20 protein-coding genes are annotated in these 18,610 nt (G+C 50.6%); 4 read left to right on the top strand and 16 right to left on the bottom strand.

Going from position 1 to position 18,610, the window contains the following annotated elements; genetic code table 11:
* Window positions 1–115 precede the first annotated feature (115 nt).
* Window positions 116–1,201 (top strand): GGDEF domain-containing protein, encoded by a 1,086-nt coding sequence (locus EVJ33_RS08735; RefSeq protein ID WP_131436328.1) that lies wholly within the window; start codon window positions 116–118, stop codon window positions 1,199–1,201.
* A 65-nt stretch (window positions 1,202–1,266) separates the two neighbouring features.
* Here EVJ33_RS08735 and EVJ33_RS08740 read toward each other — a convergent pair whose 3' ends face one another.
* Together EVJ33_RS08740 and EVJ33_RS08745 are read right to left on the bottom strand one after the other, a co-directional pair.
* The gene (locus tag EVJ33_RS08740; RefSeq protein WP_131436330.1) at window positions 1,267–2,115 is read right to left on the bottom strand and encodes an oxidoreductase; all 849 of its coding nucleotides are present in this window, start codon (window positions 2,113–2,115) and stop codon (window positions 1,267–1,269) included.
* An 88-nt stretch (window positions 2,116–2,203) separates the two neighbouring features.
* The gene (locus EVJ33_RS08745; RefSeq protein ID WP_131436332.1) at window positions 2,204–2,590 is read right to left on the bottom strand and encodes a MerR family transcriptional regulator; all 387 of its coding nucleotides are present in this window, start codon (window positions 2,588–2,590) and stop codon (window positions 2,204–2,206) included.
* Window positions 2,591–2,679: 89 nt separating this feature from the next.
* Here EVJ33_RS08745 and EVJ33_RS15440 point away from each other — a divergent pair, with 89 nt between their 5' ends.
* A complete protein-coding gene (locus EVJ33_RS15440) occupies window positions 2,680–2,787 on the top strand; it encodes a GH32 C-terminal domain-containing protein (protein WP_161566922.1) in 108 nt (35 codons plus the stop codon).
* A 35-nt stretch (window positions 2,788–2,822) separates the two neighbouring features.
* Here the strand turns inward: EVJ33_RS15440 and EVJ33_RS08750 are convergent, their stop codons facing one another.
* Genes EVJ33_RS08750 through EVJ33_RS08775 form a run of 6 tightly spaced genes read right to left on the bottom strand, consistent with a single transcriptional unit; the run spans window position 2,823 to window position 8,220 of the window.
* Entirely contained in the window at window positions 2,823–3,512 is a 690-nt protein-coding gene (locus EVJ33_RS08750; RefSeq protein ID WP_161566923.1) for a glycerophosphodiester phosphodiesterase, read from the bottom strand.
* A gap of 1 nt (window position 3,513) precedes the next feature.
* Window positions 3,514–4,824 (bottom strand): ABC transporter substrate-binding protein, encoded by a 1,311-nt coding sequence (locus tag EVJ33_RS08755; RefSeq protein WP_483297306.1) that lies wholly within the window; start codon window positions 4,822–4,824, stop codon window positions 3,514–3,516.
* A gap of 12 nt (window positions 4,825–4,836) precedes the next feature.
* Window positions 4,837–5,646, bottom strand: a complete 810-nt coding sequence (locus EVJ33_RS08760) for a carbohydrate ABC transporter permease (RefSeq protein WP_131436337.1) — start codon at window positions 5,644–5,646, stop codon at window positions 4,837–4,839.
* Window positions 5,643–6,548 (bottom strand): carbohydrate ABC transporter permease, encoded by a 906-nt coding sequence (locus tag EVJ33_RS08765; RefSeq protein WP_131436339.1) that lies wholly within the window; start codon window positions 6,546–6,548, stop codon window positions 5,643–5,645. The genes EVJ33_RS08760 and EVJ33_RS08765 overlap by 4 nt, the downstream gene beginning before the upstream one ends.
* The gene (locus EVJ33_RS08770; RefSeq protein WP_131436341.1) at window positions 6,545–7,636 is read right to left on the bottom strand and encodes an ABC transporter ATP-binding protein; all 1,092 of its coding nucleotides are present in this window, start codon (window positions 7,634–7,636) and stop codon (window positions 6,545–6,547) included. Before EVJ33_RS08770 ends, EVJ33_RS08765 begins: the two co-directional genes overlap by 4 nt.
* Complete coding sequence (locus EVJ33_RS08775; protein ID WP_483297307.1) at window positions 7,633–8,220, bottom strand: glycerol-3-phosphate responsive antiterminator; 588 nt, start codon at window positions 8,218–8,220, stop codon at window positions 7,633–7,635. The genes EVJ33_RS08770 and EVJ33_RS08775 overlap by 4 nt, the downstream gene beginning before the upstream one ends.
* Before the next feature lie 305 nt (window positions 8,221–8,525).
* Between EVJ33_RS08775 and EVJ33_RS08780 the strand changes: the two genes are divergently transcribed.
* The gene (locus EVJ33_RS08780; protein ID WP_131436344.1) at window positions 8,526–9,200 is read left to right on the top strand and encodes a hypothetical protein; all 675 of its coding nucleotides are present in this window, start codon (window positions 8,526–8,528) and stop codon (window positions 9,198–9,200) included.
* Window positions 9,201–9,285: 85 nt separating this feature from the next.
* On the opposite strand, the gene EVJ33_RS08785 is transcribed toward EVJ33_RS08780, so the two are convergent.
* From EVJ33_RS08785 to EVJ33_RS08800, 4 genes are read right to left on the bottom strand one after another with little or no spacing between them, the layout of a single operon-like run.
* Window positions 9,286–10,767: a cryptochrome/photolyase family protein gene (locus EVJ33_RS08785; protein ID WP_131436345.1), complete on the bottom strand. Its 1,482-nt coding sequence runs from the start codon at window positions 10,765–10,767 to the stop codon at window positions 9,286–9,288.
* Window positions 10,768–10,798: 31 nt separating this feature from the next.
* The gene (locus EVJ33_RS08790; RefSeq protein ID WP_131436346.1) at window positions 10,799–11,704 is read right to left on the bottom strand and encodes a hypothetical protein; all 906 of its coding nucleotides are present in this window, start codon (window positions 11,702–11,704) and stop codon (window positions 10,799–10,801) included.
* Window positions 11,705–11,710: 6 nt separating this feature from the next.
* Window positions 11,711–12,496, bottom strand: a complete 786-nt coding sequence (locus EVJ33_RS08795; RefSeq protein WP_131436347.1) for an ImmA/IrrE family metallo-endopeptidase — start codon at window positions 12,494–12,496, stop codon at window positions 11,711–11,713.
* 4 nt (window positions 12,497–12,500) lie between these two features.
* Window positions 12,501–12,902, bottom strand: coding sequence for a hypothetical protein (locus EVJ33_RS08800; protein WP_131436348.1), 402 nt, complete (start codon window positions 12,900–12,902; stop codon window positions 12,501–12,503).
* A 241-nt stretch (window positions 12,903–13,143) separates the two neighbouring features.
* Between EVJ33_RS08800 and EVJ33_RS08805 the strand changes: the two genes are divergently transcribed.
* Window positions 13,144–13,767, top strand: coding sequence for a class I SAM-dependent methyltransferase (locus EVJ33_RS08805; protein WP_131436349.1), 624 nt, complete (start codon window positions 13,144–13,146; stop codon window positions 13,765–13,767).
* A gap of 99 nt (window positions 13,768–13,866) precedes the next feature.
* Here EVJ33_RS08805 and arcC read toward each other — a convergent pair whose 3' ends face one another.
* From arcC to fdrA, 4 genes are read right to left on the bottom strand one after another with little or no spacing between them, the layout of a single operon-like run.
* Window positions 13,867–14,829 (bottom strand): carbamate kinase, encoded by a 963-nt coding sequence (gene arcC, locus EVJ33_RS08810; RefSeq protein WP_131436350.1) that lies wholly within the window; start codon window positions 14,827–14,829, stop codon window positions 13,867–13,869.
* Complete coding sequence (locus tag EVJ33_RS08815; protein WP_131436351.1) at window positions 14,826–15,626, bottom strand: oxamate carbamoyltransferase subunit AllH family protein; 801 nt, start codon at window positions 15,624–15,626, stop codon at window positions 14,826–14,828. Before EVJ33_RS08815 ends, arcC begins: the two co-directional genes overlap by 4 nt.
* Window positions 15,623–16,894: a YlbE family protein gene (locus EVJ33_RS15545; protein WP_201739685.1), complete on the bottom strand. Its 1,272-nt coding sequence runs from the start codon at window positions 16,892–16,894 to the stop codon at window positions 15,623–15,625. The genes EVJ33_RS08815 and EVJ33_RS15545 overlap by 4 nt, the downstream gene beginning before the upstream one ends.
* A gap of 12 nt (window positions 16,895–16,906) precedes the next feature.
* Complete coding sequence (gene fdrA / locus EVJ33_RS15550) at window positions 16,907–18,598, bottom strand: acyl-CoA synthetase FdrA (RefSeq protein WP_201739686.1); 1,692 nt, start codon at window positions 18,596–18,598, stop codon at window positions 16,907–16,909.
* Between the last annotated feature and the right edge of the window lie 12 nt (window positions 18,599–18,610).

The following is an 18,610-nucleotide window of genomic DNA, read 5'->3' on the forward strand; positions in this document are numbered from 1 at the left end:
AATACATTGAACAATCTTACTTTTACAGGTTTTTTCAAAAAAACGTCATATGAATTGACAAGTTTTTGCAGTCTGTTACCGTTAACGTATACTCTGTTAGTAAGGTCGTGATCGAATGCCCATTATTGCCCTATTGATCAACGCTTGTGTCGCTTTCACTGGCTTTTATCTCATTTCAAAAGTGTTTCACTCACAACTATTCTTCTCATCAAGAGGTCGTGGCGTCTTAATCGGGATACTTGCTGGACTGCTCGGTTTGTTCCTCATGTTTAACGGTGTAGAAGTGAACGAGTCAGTCCGTGTCGATTTGCGGCACTTACCACTCGTGTTACTTGCTTTTTATGGGGCACGCTTGCCGCTGTTCGTCGCGACCGCTTTTATCGGGAGTACGCGCTTTTTATTCGGTGTCACCGATCAAGCTGTCATCGCCTTTGTCGCAACATGGTTTGTCAGCATCGGTATGCTTTGGATTCATCGCCGTCTAGCAGAGCGAGTGTTCTTACAAAGTATGCTGTTAAACGTTTGGGCGCTGTCGGTTATCTCGGTCGCCGTGTTGATCAACCTTGGTTGGAGTGTGGCTTACTTCACTCTCATTGCCACAATCTGGACTGTCGGAATGTCAGTCGGGTTGCTTTCAAGCGCGCTGACGATCGATCTTGAACAGACGACACGACAATCTAAAGACTACAAGCAATCTGCTGAACGTGATCATTTGACCGGGCTATTCAATCGACGCGTCTGGGACCGTTATACGTCTGAACTCGGGACGAAACAACGAACGTATAACGTTCTCGCCTTGGACATCGATCACTTTAAACGCGTCAACGATACATATGGTCACGCGAACGGCGACCTCGTCTTGCAACGGTTCGCTGAATTACTTTTAATCGAAACGAGATCGCACGATTTAGTCGCCCGGATTGGTGGCGAAGAATTTGTCATTTTGATGTATGATCTGTCTGTTGAAAAAGTAGAAAAAGTCGCCGAACGGATTCGGACGCGCATTGAGCATGAAGTGTTTGTACTCAATGACTTTCCTCCCATTCACATTACCACTTCAATCGGGATTGCTCATGGTAAATCGGAGCCGATTCAAACAATGACAGAAGCAGCGGATGACGCATTGTATGAAGCAAAACACTCGGGACGAAATCAAGTGGTGCTCACGAATGTCAATGAGCGTTCACTCGTGTTAAATTAATGACGGAATTCAAAAAGAGGAATCTTCGACGGGAAGATTCCTCTTTTTGTTGAGCCGATTTCGTTTTAATCGACTTCGCTCTCGAAGTCAGCGTGTAACGTCGTATCCTTCCATGACTCAATACTCGTGCTCATCGTATTCAGCTTATGTGTCACGGCTTGATAAGCCGCTTTACCCAATAACAAACGAAGAGGAGGTGTCTCTGATTCCACGACAGCCAATACGGCTTCAGCTGCTTTTTCCGGGTCACCCGGTTCCTGACCGCTCTGTTGCGATACACCTTGTAACATCATCCCTACTGCCGAAGCTTGTAGTTCGGGGATTGCCGTGTCGGTCTTCACAGACGACCGACCGCTCCAGTCCGTACGGAAACCACTCGGTTCGATCAACGTGACGTGAATGCCAAAAGGTGCAACTTCTTGAGCCAAACTCTCCGACACACCTTCTACCGCGTATTTAGTGGCATGGTAGTAACCTAAAGTTGGGAATGACACCAACCCGCCAACCGACGAGAAGTTAATAATATGACCTGCTTTTTGGTTGCGCATATGAGGTAAGACCGCATTTGTCATCTCCATCAAACCCCAAAAATTCACTTCAAACATCTTGCGCGTCTCTTCTTCCACTCTTTCCTCTACTGAACTAAAATACCCAATCCCAGCATTATTGACCAAGACGTCGATCCGACCAAACTTCGCAATCGTCTGACGGACAGCTTCATGGATTTGATCCTGATTTGTAACATCAAGCGTAAGTGCGAGCGTGTTGTCCGCATTTTCAGCTACGATGTCTTCAATCTGATTGACGTTTCTGGCTGTAACCACTACCTTATACCCAGCATCAATCGCTTTTTTTGCAATGTGACGACCAAAACCAGTCGAACATCCTGTGATAAACCATACTTTTTCAGACATGAGACTCACTCCTTAGGCTTTATATGATTTGCTTTCTTTCAAAGCATATATATAGCCTACACCTTAAAGTTAACTTTAAGTCAAGCGGTTAAATGAGCGGATTTTTTTGTTTTTTCTTTTGATGCATCAATACATCGTATACAGCTACTTTCCGTATAATTTTTTCTAAATACACTTGCGTCTTTGCGATGCTCATTTCAACATCCCGTTTATGTTGGACTAATAGCTCGCGCCGTTTGTTCAGTGTGTCATCCCCTTCTAAAATCATGGCTGTGTATGTTCGAATGTCGTCAATAGACATTCCCGTGTCTTTTAATGCGATGACTAATTCGAGCCATTCTAACACTTCTTCGCTATACACTCTTCGTCCGACATCGTTCCGATCGACATGTGGAAGAATCCCCACCTGCTCGTAATAACGAAGTGTCGAGGCCGGTAAGCCCGTTATTTTACCGATTTCAGTGATACTGTACATTTCGTCACCCTCTTTAACTTAAATTTGACTTTAAGTTATTTTATACAGGAATTCACATGAGTTGTCGACCTTAGAGCTAGCAAGTTGAAGTGTTCGTCAATGACGGCGAATTCGTCTTCTCGAGCCGCGTCTATCCGACGTCTGCACGCACCCATCAACTACATGGTGATCTAACGGCAACCTTACACCGCTTCTAACTAATAACACCCGAGACTAGTGTCTCGGGTGTTATTTACTGATGTGACCTCGATTGAAACTGTTCGACCTCGTCCGTCATGATGGCGTCGACACCAGTCATGTCCGGCAGCTCGTTCGGGTCGTTGATGGTATATAGTCGAATCAAGCGATTCTGCTCTCGAAGCGTCATCCAGTCTCTCGTTCCGATAAACTCCGGTTGAGCATGGACAGCCTCGGCCCCGACGCGTTCCACAAATTCAACCAGATTCGGATGCCCATCCCCGGTCAAAACGGCGATTCTCGCCTCTCGGGCGATATCCCGTAACCGGACGAGCGTATCCGGATTGAACGACGAGAAGACGACGCGTTGCTCGAGCTTGAACTCGGTGACGGCGAGCCACGTCAGATATTCGATTCCGTCGTAGTCAAACTGATCCGTCTTCAGCTCGATGTTGAGCGTGACGTCGGACGGTTCAATCAAGAGGAGTACTTCCTCAAGCGTCGGGATCCGTTCCCCGCTCTCCGTCCGGAGCAAGCGGAGCTGCCGGAGCGTCATATCTTTGACGAAGCCGCTCCCGTTCGTCGTCCGGTCGACCGTCTCGTCATGGATGACGACGAGGCGTCCGTCGCGCGTCAATTGGACATCGAGCTCGATACCATCGACATGCGGCAACGCCGCCTTGAACGCGCTTATTGTGTTCTCGGGATACTTGGCGCTATAGCCGCGATGTGCGTAAATCAACATGTCATTGTCCCAAGGTGGAAGTCGTCTCATCGGCCGCACGCTTCAACGCGTCCTCGACCGATACGCCTTGGTATAGGCTCTCCATCGCGTTGACGACACTTTGACGGGATTGCGGGAACGTCGAGATGAGCGCGCCTTGTGTTGCCGGTGAAGCTTTCGTCTCACTCAATTGATCGACCGTCACTTTCAGTTGCGGATACTCGGCCCACATCTCTTTGACGATCGGCTCGTCATACGCTTCTGGGTTGATGGCGAAGTAGCCCGTCTCGACGTGCCATTTGGCCTGTGCTTCTTTCGACGCCGCATACTTCATGAACTCCCATGCGCCTTGCTTCGTCTCGTCGGCGATCCCGTCACCCATCCAGAGCGAGGCCCCGCCGATGATGACGCCTTCACGCTCCGCTTCGTTCGGCACCGGCAAGTACGATGCCCCGACCTCGAAGTCAGCATTGTCCGCGACGGTGCGAATCCCAGCTGAAGAGTCGAGATACATGGCGACTTTCCCTGATTGGAAAGCGGCACGCATATCGTCCCAGTTTTGACCGACGTTCATGAATGTCTTTTCGTCATACATCTCTTTGATCAAATTGAAGGCGTTCTGTCCTTCTTCCCCGTCAAATACCGCTTTCGTCGGCGCCCCGCTACGTCCGTTGTCGTTATCGACGTATAACCCGCCTTGCGCGGCGACGAGTTGCTCGAAGAACCAACCGTAGTTGAGCATCGTGAAGCCGGTCTGTCCGTCGGTCGTCAGTGCCTTCGCCGCTTGCTTCAGCTCATCGTATGTCCGCGGCGCTTTCTCTGGGTCGAGTCCCGCTTTTTCGAACGCGTCCTTGTTGTAGATGAGCACCGGTGTCGATGAGTTGAACGGCATCGAGTACTGCTTGCCGTCGACTTGATAATAGCTCAAGATGTTCTCTTCCCAGACATTCGTATCGAAGTCTTCTTTGTCGATGAACTCTTGGACCGGCGTGATTTTGTTCGTGTCGATCATGTATTTCGTACCGACCTCGAACGTCTGCATGATGGCCGGTGCATCTGTCGAACCGGCGACGGCGTTGAACTTCGTGAGCGCCTCTTCATACGTGCCTTGGAATACCGGCTTCACTTCATATTCCTCTTGCGACTCGTTGAAGGCGTCGACTTGGTTGTTGAGCGCAGTCTCTAAATCCCCGCTCATCGCGTGCCAAAATACGACTTCCGTCTTCCCGTCCTCCGTCGCCGAAGCGGCCGGCTCCGCCTCTTCGCTACCACATGCCCCGAGCAACAATACCGAACTAGCCAACCCTGCGAATAACGCTTTCTTTTTCATCATGTATTCCCCCTATTATTTGATTGCACCTTGTGTCAAACCTTCTTGCAACTGCTTTTGTCCTGCGAATAACAGCATCAGCGTCGGGATGATGATCAAGATGACCGCCGCCATGACGACGCCCCAATCCGATGCCACTTCGTTCGACTGCATCTGTTTAATTCCAATCTGCACCGTGCGCGCCTGCTCCGTGTTCGTGACGAGGAGCGGCCATAAGTACATGTTCCATGTCGTCAAAAAGCTATATACCGACAGTGTGACGAGCGGCGTCTTCGAGACGGGCAAGACGACGTTCCAAAAGAAACGGAAGCGGCTGATACCAGCGATTTGCGACGCCTCGTACATCTCGTACGGAATCGTCTTGAACTGTTGCCGGAGCAAAAACGTCCCGAACGCGAGCGCGAAGAACGGCACCGACAGCCCCCACACCGAGTTGAGCCAGCCGAGCGACTGGATCGTCAAGAAGTTCGGGACCATCGTCGCTTCCCATGGCACCATCATCGTCGCGAGGAACAGCATAAAGATGAGCCCCTTCCCTTTGAAGTCGATGAAAACGAACGCGAAGGCGGCAAGACTCGACAAGACGACTTGTCCGACCATGACGAGGAGCGCCACGACGAGACTGTTCCACAAGTAGGTCATGAGCGGGATTCGTTCGAAGGCGGCGACATAGTTGTCGAACGTCACGTCGCGCGGGATGAGGTTGCCTTTTAACACCTCGCTCCCATCCATCAAGCTGATCGAGAACGCGTAAGCGATCGGGAACAGCATGACGACGGTGCTCAAGACAAGGAGCGTATACGTGACTATTTTCCGGAGCGTCATTGGTAATGCACCTTCCTTTCGACGAGCTTGAACTGGAGCCACGTCAACGCCAGGACCGCGAGGAACAAGAGCACGGCCTGCGCACTCGCCCCGCCGACGTTATAGTTGATGAACGCATCTTTGTAGATGGCGTAGACGATGACGTTCGTCGAGTTCGTCGGACCGCCTTTCGTCAACAAGTCGATCTGCCCGAACGTCTGGAACGCGTTGATGAGCGAGATGATGCCGACGAAGAAGAGCGTTGGTGACAGCATCGGGATCGTGATCGCCCGGAGCTGGGTCCAATATCCCGTCCCGGCGACATCCGCACTTTCATAGAGCGTCCGGTCGATGTTTTGCAGCCCGCCGAGGAGAATCAAGAACGTGAAACCGATGTTCATCCAGACGGTCGCGAGCGACACGGATAGGAGCGCGTACTGCGGGTCGAGGAGCCACTGCACCCCACTCGCCCCAATCGCTTCCAAAAAGCGGTTGAAGATTCCGATTGATGGGTTGTACATGAACATCCAGATGACCGACGAGGCTGCGACGCTCATCCCCATCGTCGCGGAAAACGCCGTCCGGAAGAACCCGATGCCACGTAACTTTTCATTGGCGAGGAGTGCGAGCCCGAGCGCGATGATTATCGTCAGCGGCACGGTCAACAGGACGAAGCCGACCGTCGCCTGAATGCTCTGCCAGAACGAGGCACTCATGAACAGCTTTGCGTAATGCTCGCCACCAACATAACTGAGCGGTGTCCCTTGTGTGTCCGTCTGAAAGAAACTTAAGTAAATCGTCCGGAACAGCGGATAGACGAGGAAGATCCCAAATAATGCGATCGACGGGGACAAGTAGAGCAGTCCGCTCGCCGCGTCAGACAACCGCGTGCGGATTCGTTGTCTCGGAAGAGCGACCGTCATTGAAACACCTCCAACGCCTCGAACAGTTTTGGTTGCCGCGGCTCGATGCGATTCCCGTTCGTGTCAAACAAGGACATCTGCTTCGGATCGACGTAACAGGCAATCTTCTCCCCAATCGCGAGCGGCCATTGTCCCGGCCACTTGGCGAGCCATTCGGCGCCGCCCATGTCAAAGGCGAGAATCGTCTCCGTCCCGAGCACTTCGATGTTCTTCAGCTCGGCGTAGAACGTGATCTCGTCTTTCGCCGGTGTGATTTGTTCTGGCCGGATACCGAGCGTCCCCATATCCTCACGTGTCGACGTGTTCGGTCGGAATACACGTCCGTCCGAGGCGAGCCAGCCCGAGTCACTCCGTGTCACGGCCGTCAGGTTCATCGGCGGCGACCCGATGAACGAGGCGACGAACGTGTTCGCCGGCTTGTTGTACAAATCCAGCGGTTGGCCGACTTGTTGGACCTCACCATCGTTCAACAACATCATCCGGTCAGCCATCGTCATCGCCTCGACTTGGTCGTGCGTGACGTAAATCATCGTCAGCTTGAGCTTGCGTTGCAGCTGCCGGATCTCCGAACGCATCTTGGCTCGGAGCTTCGCGTCCAAGTTCGAGAGCGGCTCGTCCATGAGACAGATCGGCGACTCGGTCACAATGGCCCGGGCCAAGGCGACCCGTTGGCGCTGCCCACCCGACAGTTCACGTGGCTTTCGCTTCAAATAGTCGGTCAGTCCGAGCGTCTCGGCCGCCTCCAAACAACGTTCGCGCTGCTCGAGCTTCGTCAGTCCTTTCGTATGTAAGCCGAACGTGATGTTTTTCTCGACGGTCATGTGCGGATAGAGTGCGTAGTTTTGAAAGACCATCGACAGTTGCCGTTCGCTCGGCTTCAGCTCGTTCGCGGCGACGCCGTCGATGCGGAGCGTCCCGCTCGTGATTGACTCGAGCCCGGCGATCATCCGCAGCATCGTACTCTTGCCGCAGCCGGACGGACCGACGAGGGCGAAGAATTCACCTGCCTCGATCGTCACGTCAATCCCGCGAATCACTTCCGTCTCGTCGTACGTTTTTTTGATGTTTTGCAGTTGAATCGATTTCATATGATTTCCTCCTTCGTTCCTTGCGACGCCCATAGCCGCTCGTCCCCGGTCGAGACGGCGAACGCACCGTGATGAAGTGCTTCATGCACATGAATCGGCTTCCGAATCATCCCGCCTGTCACAATCGGTAACGAGACGTTTTCCGCGACGTACTCGATGACGCTCGGGATGAGACCCGGCATCAACTCGAGTGCGTCCGGCTGTTGGTCTTTCGCCATCTTGATGCCCGATGAAATGGCGTCCGAATCGACGAGGAATAGGCGTTGCACCGTCATCAGGCCGGCCCGTTTGGCGTGTTGGATGACAGACGCTTTCGTCGTCACAATCCCATCGGCGCCCACCCGTTTCGCCAAATAGTCGATGCCGTCCCGGTCGAGGCTGATGCCGTTGATGCGTTCAGCGTGCAGGAACACGGTCCGATTTTCGCGCTTCAAATGGGCGACGTAGCGGTCGAGCGTGCTAAGCGTCCCCATCATGAGGAACGTCGTCGTCACGTCCGACTGCAGGAACTTCTCGAGTTGTTTTGGTGATTTGATGGAGGCGATCATCTTCTCTTGTCCGATCGTGCGGAGCGTTTCATTCACTTGAATCATCCTTCCCTAAAAAAAGGACCAACAGAAACAGGACGTCATCGACGTACGGGCTTCTGTTGGTCTCTCGAATGTTCTACCGGTTGCTATTCACTTGGCATGAGGGGTCTCACAAGTCCTATCGTACCGGATGATTGTAAATTGTCTGTGAAGCGTGTGCAAAAAAGCGTAAACCTTTCATGAATGAGATTTACAAACCAGCCGAACTAACATCAATGTCTACTTGTTAACCGAGTTATACTGTTAGTGAGTGGAAATCGAGTAAAGCCTTCATTTGAGAATAACTAGGGGGAATAGACGTGAAAAAAATTCAACTCACCGAACATGAGTGGACCCGCCAAAACATATGGGAAGGATGCATCCTCGCCTCGATTGCCCATGCTGTTTTTATAGCGGATGCTCCTGATCTTGCGTACGAACATTCATGGGAGGGTGACAACTACAGCACCAATGATGGCCAAGGGAGCAGAGGGACGGTGGCATTTGGTCAAGAGATCTATGTCGCAGGTTTCCGAAATGACCATCTCGCTTTGAACCCAGTAGACGCAAAGCAATACTTTATCGAAGCTCCGGACCAGGTACAACAAATAGCTGAGCAAGAAACGCTTCAATACTTGTTAGATGAAGTGGATGGAGAGGTTCGTCCGGTCGTCACGACCGTCTTATGGGAAAGTGACGAGCGCGTTTTTTCGAGTCATCCTTATGACGTCATGCTTGAACGAGGAGCGGATCTTTTAGAAGTACAGGCATCAGCGTATGAAGCGGCTATTGAATTTTGGGAAGAAAATTACGAACTCACGGAACAACAACTAGCATTAGTGGAAAAACTATATCATTTAAAGTTGAAGGACCCTACTGAGCGAATTGTTTTATCGAAAGAGGATATTCAAATACTGGATTCTAATGATGTGGAAGGAATTGAAGAAAGTAGAATCTCATTTTCTGAGATTGGCATCGACTGGCCGAGTCAATGATGGTTCGATCAATAAAAGTTCTTATAAAAACGTGAGCCAGGAAGTTTATCCGGCTCACGTCATTTTTTTCTCATCATTTTTGTCGTTAAAACATATCCTTTAGCGTCTGTCTCGCCTTCGCCAAAATATCGGCTTTGACCTCATCATCGCGGCCTTGCCAGTTACGGACCATCATCTTCATGCGCTGGTTCTTCGCGAACCGCTCTTCATGCTTGTCGATAAAGTGCCAATAGAGCGCGTTGAACGGACAGGCGTCGTCCTCGGTCGTATGTTTCGGATTATACTTGCAGCCTTTACAATAGTCGCTCATCTTGTCGATATATTTTCCCGAGGCGATATACGGCTTCGTCGCCAATCTCCCGCCATCGGCATGGAGCGCCATCCCTAGCACGTTCGGCAACACGACCCAGTCGTAGGCATCGATATACATCTCATTGAACCAGTCGCTCGTCTGCTGGGGCGACACCTCGAACAGCGTCGCAAAGTTGCCGAGCACCATAAGCCGTTGAATATGGTGGTTGTGTGCTCGCTCGATGACCGGCTTCACACTCTGATGGATACAATGCATGTCCGTCTCCGCGTCCCAGAAGTAGTCGGGCAAATCGCGTTCGTGCTTGAACGTATTGACCGACTCGTAGCCAGGCATCGACGCCACATAGACGGCGCGCATATATTCGCGCCAGCCGAGGAGTTGACGGACGAACCCTTCGACCGAGGCGAGCGGTGCATCGGCTGCGCACGCTGCCTCGACGACTTCATGAGGTGTGAGGAGCCCGATGTTGATCGCCGCCGACAACAGACTATGCGACATCTCTTGATTGTCCGACAGCATCGCGTCCTGATACGGACCGAACGTTTCGAGACGCGCTTCGACGAAACGAGCGAGCGCCCGCCGTGCCTCTCTGCGTGTCACTGGCCAGACGAACGGAGTGATGTCTCCGGGGTGGTCGGCGAAGTCCGTCTCGACTTTTCGGATGACCTCTTTCGTGATCGCGTCCGGCCGGAAATGAATTGGTGGCGGGAACGTGAGTCCTGCTTTCGGCGGCTGACGGTTGTCCGCATCGAACGACCACTTGCCACCCCGTGGCTTCCCGTCCTCGAGCAAGACGTCGAACCGTTTCCGCATCTGGCGATAGAAGCGGTCCATCCGCCACGGCGCATTGCCAATCGTGTCGACGGCTTCCCCCTTCGTTAAATAGAAGAGCGGCACGTCCGAATGTTCGACGAGCTTGTGCTTCTGACCGAACTGGTGCAACTTCTTCTCCATCGCAGCGTCGGTGACGGCCGTGTAATGGATTTCTTCCGGTTCATACCGTTTGAAGTGGTCGTTCCACGCCTCCTGGAACGAGTCCGCCTCGTGATAGTCGACGGTGTAGCCTTTTTCTCGCAGTTCCTCAGCGAAGTGGCGCATCGCCGAGAAGATGAGGACAAGTTTCTGTTTATGATACGGCCGCCACGTCGCCCGTGACGTCGCCTCAATCATGACGATGACGTCATCGTTCTCAACGTGATCGAATAGCTCGAGTTCGTGCGACAGTTGATTGCCGAAAATCCAAAAGGAACGCATTTACATCCACCTCTGCTTTGTACGCATTCTGTTAGAACGTGATTCTGAATTCTTCATTCCGACATACAAATCGAACGAGTTCTTGATTATCAAGTTGTCTTTGGTCCACATCTCGAACTGAATACGAAAATCTAATTTTTCGATGGAGGTGTTTTCCTTCACGATGCTTAGACAAGAATACTGCCATTTCCTCTTCATCCCAAACGTTTAGTTGTTTATTCAAGATGCTACATAACAAACAATCAAATGATTCTAGCTGATACGTTGCCAGAAAGGATGCCTGATTCTGAATGTGCAACAACGCGAGCACTTTTTCATCAGCACTGAGCAGACGGCGCACATTGTACACACCCTTTTCTTCATCGCTGAATAGACGAACATCAGGAACCCCATCTTCTAAAAGTACAAAAGCTAATAGATGTAATATTCTTTCTCCTAAATCTTTTTTCTGTTGTGATAACGCATGAAAGATTTCGTCTGGTGAAGCGGCCCTCTCAACCTCATGTTGAATCATTTTGTTCGTTTGGTTCAAATGGACATTCAATAATCGAAACTTGAGAAATGCCTGTGCTGACTGATCCATTGTGGTTGCTAAGATGTCATAGATCATCTCAAACGAAAGAACGCGCACTTGAACGTTCTCAGACAGTCTTTCGAACAGGGGCTGGTGTAAATCGCGATATCGCTCCATCGTCATACCTTGATTTCCGGCCGTTTCTGCAAGAATAGTTTCCGGGATATAGAGAACAGCATTGATTGCAACCAACTCGTCGATAAAGAGATTCATGTCTTCAGGGTGTTCTCGCGCGATTTTGGCTAATCGAGTCAAAATCATGGTGTCGAACAGACACGCTTGTTGAAGAGAAGTCGGTGGGACATACCTTCTATCGATAAAAGGATTAATTGAAGTGATTAACGAATCATTCAGCTCACTCATCGAAAGTCACCACTTCTCCTGCTGCAACTCGACAAGACGTTTCATGTGTTTCGTATAAACTGATTCAAGACTTTCTAAATCCGTTTCTCTAAGCATTGGATTGATTCGTTGTTGTTGGAGCATACGATTGATTTCGTTCAGTTTAATTGCAAGCGTAGGGTTGAATAAAGAATGGTCGATATCACTAGGCAGTTGATTACGATAGTCATAATCGATTGCATTCAATCCCTCTGTTTCATTAATTACACCATCCTGAGTCATTTTTATGACCAACGATTTATAAGGCACTTCAAAGATTGGTATGAGACGGATCACGTTCAACCGATAGTCGTCCTCTGGATAAAGCTCTTTGATTGATTCATATGACTCTTTCAAAACATGGCTGTTGATTAATAGTTCTGCAGCAAATAAGTTAGCTTTTCTTTCATTCTCACTTAAAACAGAGTCGTCAAAAAACGTTTGCGTGGTACTGTTTTTAATTTCTTCTTGTTCATACATGTAATGATAATATTCATGAGCCCACATAAAATTTTCGTAAACCCTTGGTTGCGACGTATTAATGTGAATATAAAAATTTCCGTTTCGATATGTGACTAATCCTCCGTAATTTTGCTCTTCGCTTGGAAACAACAATACATGCGCGTGTTTCATTAACTCATTTTTGATGGCTTCGTGGGTCTTTAAACGAAATGACAAGCCTTTGTCTTTCGTGTTCTCTACTTTGCTGATCACTTCTGGCAGCAATCGTTTATTCTGCGTAATGACTTCTAACAGATTCTGCTGATTGATCATAAGATTACGATCGCTCCTTGTCTATTTGATTCAATCGTTCTAATACATCAATCATCGAGATGAAATCTTCAAGCATTTTCATCGTTTCATCAAGACGATGTTCATTCCCGCTCTTATGATAGCTAGCAGCCGCAACATTTATAAGATTAGACTCTAAATCAATCTGTTCGATTGTTTTTGGTGGCACAAACTGTTCATTATAGAAATAAAACGGTTCGTTGATTCGAAACAACCTGTTTATTTTTTGGACGTTTTTATTGATATCGCCGCTCCCTTTTAACAAGTCGTAATAGGTCGACTTCGTCATACCGGCTCGCTCATATACCCACTTCGGAGATTTTCCCGTCGCTTCAATGTAAAGCTTGATATTTCTACCGACCAATTGATTCAATTCATTTTGATTCATTTTAATCCCCCTTTACTATCAATTCCTTTATTCCAGTTAAAACAAACTAAATAATTAAAAATAAATTTATAATCTTTAATATGACCATTTAATTCATTTTAAGTTTGTTTTAACCGGAATATCAAGAAACTTTTTAATTGGAGGTCAATTTTTCTAGATTTCTTGCCCACAACGTCCAGTTTGCGATTTTCAGTTATGCTACACTCGACTTACAAAAAAATCTAACGAGAGGACTGAGTCAATGGTCCAAAAACGTCTCCAAACATGGATTGACAGTCAATACGAGAACCCACGCGGCATCGTCGGGACGTACATCGGCGAGAAGATGGTCCGGCAACACCGGGTCGAAGTCGATTGGACGATTGAGCAACTGCATCTTCAGCCCGACAATCGCGTCCTTGATCTCGGTTGCGGGGCCGGTGACGCGCTGGCACAGATGCTGCGTGGCTTTGATCACGTGCATGTGACCGGGCTCGATCGTTCCCCGACCATCGTCCGCTCGGCGCTTCGACGAAATCGAGTGGACGTGCAGGCCGGGCGAGCCGAAGTCGTCGTAGGTGACCTAGGGACGCTCCCGTTTCCGAACGCGCGGTTTGATTGCGTCTTCAGTATCCACACGCTCTATTTTTGGGAAGACGTGCCTGCAGTGCTTTCCGAGATTGATCGCGTTCTCGCACCAGGTGGGTCATTCGTCATCACGTACTGCGACGGGAAAGGCGACGTGACGTGGGACGGCATCGCAGCGATTGTGCGAGAACAGTTCATCCCCACCGCTTCCGCGCTCGGCCTGACCGACATCGTCGAGACACGCGGACCTGACTCGCGCGACTATCATACGGTCGCCGTGACGGGACGGAAAGCTTGACCCCAAGTTCTCTCTACACGAAAACACCTCTTTCTTTATATGGAATAAAGAAAGAGGTGTGATGTGTGCGTGTTGATTCCACTATCGATTCGTAATCAATCAATACACCATGTCCGGAGACGTGACATCATATCGGATTCGCGTACCCTCTGTTTCAGCGATTGCCCCTTTTAACGAGGCGATGTCTGTGATCACGGCTTCTCGGTTCGAGTCGGCTTCGATGAATTGGAGCGCGGCTTCGACTTTTGGTAACATACTGCCTGCCATAAAATGATTTTCCTCAATCAACTGCTCAAGGCGAGACGTGGAGATTGTCCCCAGCTTCTCTTGGTTTGGTTGATTGTAATGAATGTATACATTCGATACACCCGTAATGATCATCAAATGTGTCGCTTCGATGGACCGGGCCAATTGTGCGGCCGCAAAATCCTTATCGATAACGGCTTCGACGCCTCGAAGTGTGTACTGCTCTCGAACGACTGGAACACCGCCCCCTCCGGCAGCGATAACGAGATGCCCTGCATCGAGCAAGTCTTGAATAACTGGTGCCTCGACGATTTGAATCGGCTTCGGACTTGCGACGACTTTTCGATAACCGCGTCCGGCATCCTCAATCATGACGTCACCGGTTGCCTGCATCTCAACTGCCTCGGTCTCGCTATAAAACGGACCGATCGGTTTTGTCGGCTGATCAAAAGCTGGATCCATGGACGAGACTTCTGACTGGGTGATCATCGCCACGACTTGACGTTCAATCCCGCGACGCGCCAATTCATTCTTCAATAACTGTTGGAACCAATACCCGATCATGCCTTGCGACATCGCCCCACACGTCCCTAAATCCATTGCAGGTGTTTTCTCCGAGTCAGCCATTTGTTGTTGAATCAAAATCGCCCCGATTTGAGGTCCGTTCCCGTGACTAAGCACGACCTCATGTCCTTCTTCCACCAAATCAGCGATGTGGCGCACGGTTTCCATAATGGCCTCCCGCTGTGCCTCTGCCGTGCCATCATCTGTCAAAATCGCATTCCCGCCAAGTGCAATGACAATTCGTTTTTTCATCTGTCCATTTCCTCCAGTTCTTGTTTCAATGCCAAATATATGCCGAGCGCCGTGTCTTGGCCGGACGTACTTCCAAACGTAATGAGACGTTCCCATGCGTCCTGACAATTGGAGAACGGTTCAGTCAAGAGTGCGGTGATAAGCCATTTGAGTTCGCTCGTATATTCCCCCCGTAACGCTGCTTCATAAAACGCGACCGAGCTCCTCGTCGTCCGATATTTAGCCGCCATCACATAGTCGCTCTGCCATTTCATCGGTCGTCCTAACACTTCACACACGGCCATATAGCCGACCAACACGTCATCGCCACTAGGCGTCAATCCTTTGCCGTAGCCGATCAAATACTTCCCTTCCGCTTGTCCGATGTTCGTCAAGTACTGATACAACGGTTCTTGTCGCTCTCGATAAGCGTGACTCCAATCATGACCTAGCTCGTCTAAATGAAGTTCGAGTTGATGAAGGTTCGCGATCAAGTTACTTCGGTTTGGCTTAACCCGTTCCACTTTCATCCGTAGCACCCGGTCCGGGTAAATCGTAACCCCGGTTTGAATATGGTGGATGGTCGCGCCGATGCCGGCCAATAAACAATCCCCGACTCTCCACTCCAATCGATCGACTGTTTTTAAGTGGATCCCAAAAGGCGTGTGTCCATTTTTTGTCGTCCCGATATAGAGTAAGTGTCCACCCATTCGCAGGTTATAGCCGTTTTGAAAGACGGCCTCGACTTGCAGCGTCTGAGGGAACTCTTGAAGGAGAGAGGCAGCATACGTACTGTATGCCGCCCCAATCTGTCTCATGCGTGTTGAACCAATCCAAGTTTTTCGGCGTATGCCTCGAGCGCCTTCTCGAAGCAGGCCAATGGCGCACGAACCGTTCCTGCCCCGACTTGACCGATTCCTGGTTCGCGGTGGGCAATCCCCGTGTTGATGATCGGAGTAATCCCGGTCTCGACGACTTTCCGAATGTCGATGCCGACACAGGCACCTTGGAAGTCCCAAGACGGGATGCTCAAATTCGGGTTGTGGCGATCGCAAATCTCAATCATCTCTTCACTGATCGCTTGTGCCTCACTCGCTCCGGCTCGACCGAGGAAGCGGGTCACGCCTGGTGCCGCGACCATGGCCATCCCGCCGACTCCGTATGTTTCGGTGATGGCGCTGTCCCCGATATCCGGGTTCGCATCGTCTTGGCTATAGCCCGTGAAGAACAATCCTTCCGGCATGTTGACTGGCGCCGTGAACCACTCGTCTCCCATGCCGCTAATGCGAATGCCAAACTCTTTCCCGTTTCGGGTCATCGCCGTCACAATTGTTCCAGCTTCGTGTTGTCGCGCTTCGTCGAGGACGGCCTTACACGTGGCCATCATGATGTTCAAAAAGAATTGATCGGTATCGGCGAGGAACTGCAAGACGTCACGCCGCTCCGTGTCATCGACGTCCGCCAACATGAGATAAGGCGCCAATTCCTTCAATAACAAGACAGAGGCGGCGATGTTACGTTGATGGAACTCATCCCCCATCGTGATCGCCTTCGAGATGATGACGTTCAAGTTGACGCCATCGCCCGTCTCTTGGAGCGTTTTCGAAAGAACCGGCCCGAGCACGTCTTTCATCCAGTGCAATCGCGAAATGACTTCGGCATCATTGGCACCGAATCGCATGACTTTCCCGATCCCTTCGTTCATCGTGCAATACGCCTTCGCGCTACCGCTCCGGTTTTCAACGACGAGCACCGGCATGTGCCCAGACGTGATCCCACCCATCGGACCGACGGCATTGACGTGATGGCATGGCGTAAAGGTAACTTCTCCACGCTCGAGCATCCGTTCCGCCTCTTCATAATCGTCTGTCCATTGTTCGAAGATGACCGCCCCGATGGCCGCCCCTTTCATCGGTCCCGTCATATCGTCATATGCAATCGGTGGTCCGGCGTGTAACAGCACTTTATCTTTTAGGATAGGGATGACCGTATGCGCCGGAACGACGTCCGTCAAAAACGGCTGGCCTTCTAGGATGGTTTGTACGACTTTCGCATTCGCTTCTTGAATCATGGCTCCGATACTCATTTGTTTTCCTCCTCAAGACATGAGCGCTAACAAGCGCTGTAGATGTGGTTTTCCGCCGGCTGTCGGTTGCCAGTTGTACTGGACGCTTTGACCACCCTCGCTCGTCACGGCTTCCGCGAACGAACGAAGACCTAAGTTAACGACTTTTGGTGCGCGCAACAACTGTTGGATGGCTTCCGATGACTCGACGGTTTGCGGACTCGATGCTACCGTTGGAACAGCTTTTTGTTCAAACTGTGGCACTTCGTTTCCAATCATGCGAAGGGCATATTCGACTGCGGCCACGTTGCTTTCGGCGACGAAGATACCGGCTGATTCAAAGAGTTGTTTTTGGGCGCTGTACCTTTGCGGATCTTGCTCGGTGCCACAAACGTTGACGATGACGTGGACGTTCGGCCGTGACGTCTGAAGCGCTTGTAACGTCGGGAGCAGGGCACCGGCCATATTGTCGTGCGAGCCGTACCCGAGAACGTTATCTAACAGAAGCACAATCGAGTCATTCGTATCACAGTAACGATTGATGAAATCGATGCGCGTCGATGGATCGATCATCGGGTGTGGCTTGCCTTGCGTATACACGTCATCGCCTAAATCGATGACGACATTTCCTTCATAATCGAACGAGAAGCCGTCACGATGCTCCCGGTCTGCCTCCACTCCAAATGAGAGAGCGAGCAAGTCTGCGGTTTCCGCAGCCAACGTGCCGCCTGAGAACAGTCCGACAATTCGTGTCGCCTCGCCCGGGATGTGTTCAACCCGTGTCCGTTCGTCTGTCGACTTGCCGAGTGCGAGTAACGCCGTCTCTTCTGATGTATCTGCGTAGACGACGTGATTGTCTGGGGCCAGACCGTGTTCACCGACGAAGAAGGCCACGACTGGTTTAGTGATTTGTTGAAGTAATTGTTCAATCTCTTCCCGCACTGCTTTGGCAGGCGGTTTTGAGATGACAACGATCGTGTCTGTCGATTCGTCTTGTGCGAGAGCTCGGATGCCTGCTTTCATCGAAATCCCACCGATTTCAGTCGACAGGTCGCGGCCGCCCGTTCCAATCGCATGGGAGACACCCCCACCGAGACGGTCAATCAACGTCGCCACTTCTTGAATCCCTGTCCCTGAGGCTCCGACGATGCCGACGCGCCCCTTTTGAACGACGTTGGTGAAGGCAAGTGGAATCCCTGCAAGAGATGCGGTCCCACAATCCGGGCCCATGACCAACAATCCTTTCTCATCAGCGAACTGCTTCAATTCACGTTCGACTTCGACAGGAACGTTGTCACTGAAAATATGGACGCTCATCCCTTGATTGAGTGCTTTTCTGGCCTCATATTCGACATATTGGCCCGGAATCGACAACAGGGCCAAGTTTGCACCCGGCAATTCTTCGAGTGCCGCCTTCCAAGATCGGACTTCTTTCTTATCTCCCGAATCCTGTTTCGTTTGATTGTTCAAAAAGTCATGAATCGCAGCCAAGAGCGGTTCCGTCTGATCCGTTTCTGCATCGACGACGATACACATGTCTTGTGGCGTCGCCGCCTCTAACTCTTCTGTATAGAATCCAGTACTTTTGAAAATATCAAGGTTGGCAGGGGTCCCCATCATGATGGAGACTTTATTGATGCCTTCGAGACTTGAGACGTGGTTCGATAACACCATCAACGTCACCGAGTCCTGATATGTGTTTTCTTGAATGATTGTTGTCAACATACGGTTCTCTCC

Source organism: Exiguobacterium sp. SL-10 (assembly GCF_004337025.1).
Classification (GTDB): domain Bacteria; phylum Bacillota; class Bacilli; order Exiguobacteriales; family Exiguobacteriaceae; genus Exiguobacterium.

What these genes read in the sequence shown, in the direction of transcription:
- EVJ33_RS08735 (WP_131436328.1), top strand. Translation starts at nt 116, where the DNA reads ATGCCCATTATTGCCCTATTGATCAACGCTTGTGTCGCTTTCACTGGC.
- EVJ33_RS08740 (WP_131436330.1), bottom strand. Translation starts at nt 2,115, where the DNA reads ATGTCTGAAAAAGTATGGTTTATCACAGGATGTTCGACTGGTTTTGGT.
- EVJ33_RS08745 (WP_131436332.1), bottom strand. Translation starts at nt 2,590, where the DNA reads ATGTACAGTATCACTGAAATCGGTAAAATAACGGGCTTACCGGCCTCG.
- EVJ33_RS08750 (WP_161566923.1), bottom strand. Translation starts at nt 3,512, where the DNA reads ATGTTGATTTACGCACATCGCGGCTATAGCGCCAAGTATCCCGAGAAC.
- EVJ33_RS08755 (WP_483297306.1), bottom strand. Translation starts at nt 4,824, where the DNA reads ATGATGAAAAAGAAAGCGTTATTCGCAGGGTTGGCTAGTTCGGTATTG.
- EVJ33_RS08760 (WP_131436337.1), bottom strand. Translation starts at nt 5,646, where the DNA reads ATGACGCTCCGGAAAATAGTCACGTATACGCTCCTTGTCTTGAGCACC.
- EVJ33_RS08765 (WP_131436339.1), bottom strand. Translation starts at nt 6,548, where the DNA reads ATGACGGTCGCTCTTCCGAGACAACGAATCCGCACGCGGTTGTCTGAC.
- EVJ33_RS08770 (WP_131436341.1), bottom strand. Translation starts at nt 7,636, where the DNA reads ATGAAATCGATTCAACTGCAAAACATCAAAAAAACGTACGACGAGACG.
- EVJ33_RS08785 (WP_131436345.1), bottom strand. Translation starts at nt 10,767, where the DNA reads ATGCGTTCCTTTTGGATTTTCGGCAATCAACTGTCGCACGAACTCGAG.
- EVJ33_RS08790 (WP_131436346.1), bottom strand. Translation starts at nt 11,704, where the DNA reads ATGAGTGAGCTGAATGATTCGTTAATCACTTCAATTAATCCTTTTATC.
- EVJ33_RS08795 (WP_131436347.1), bottom strand. Translation starts at nt 12,496, where the DNA reads ATGATCAATCAGCAGAATCTGTTAGAAGTCATTACGCAGAATAAACGA.
- EVJ33_RS08800 (WP_131436348.1), bottom strand. Translation starts at nt 12,902, where the DNA reads ATGAATCAAAATGAATTGAATCAATTGGTCGGTAGAAATATCAAGCTT.
- EVJ33_RS08805 (WP_131436349.1), top strand. Translation starts at nt 13,144, where the DNA reads ATGGTCCAAAAACGTCTCCAAACATGGATTGACAGTCAATACGAGAAC.
- arcC (WP_131436350.1), bottom strand. Translation starts at nt 14,829, where the DNA reads ATGAAAAAACGAATTGTCATTGCACTTGGCGGGAATGCGATTTTGACA.
- EVJ33_RS08815 (WP_131436351.1), bottom strand. Translation starts at nt 15,626, where the DNA reads ATGAGACAGATTGGGGCGGCATACAGTACGTATGCTGCCTCTCTCCTT.
- EVJ33_RS15545 (WP_201739685.1), bottom strand. Translation starts at nt 16,894, where the DNA reads ATGAGTATCGGAGCCATGATTCAAGAAGCGAATGCGAAAGTCGTACAA.
- fdrA (WP_201739686.1), bottom strand. Translation starts at nt 18,598, where the DNA reads ATGTTGACAACAATCATTCAAGAAAACACATATCAGGACTCGGTGACG.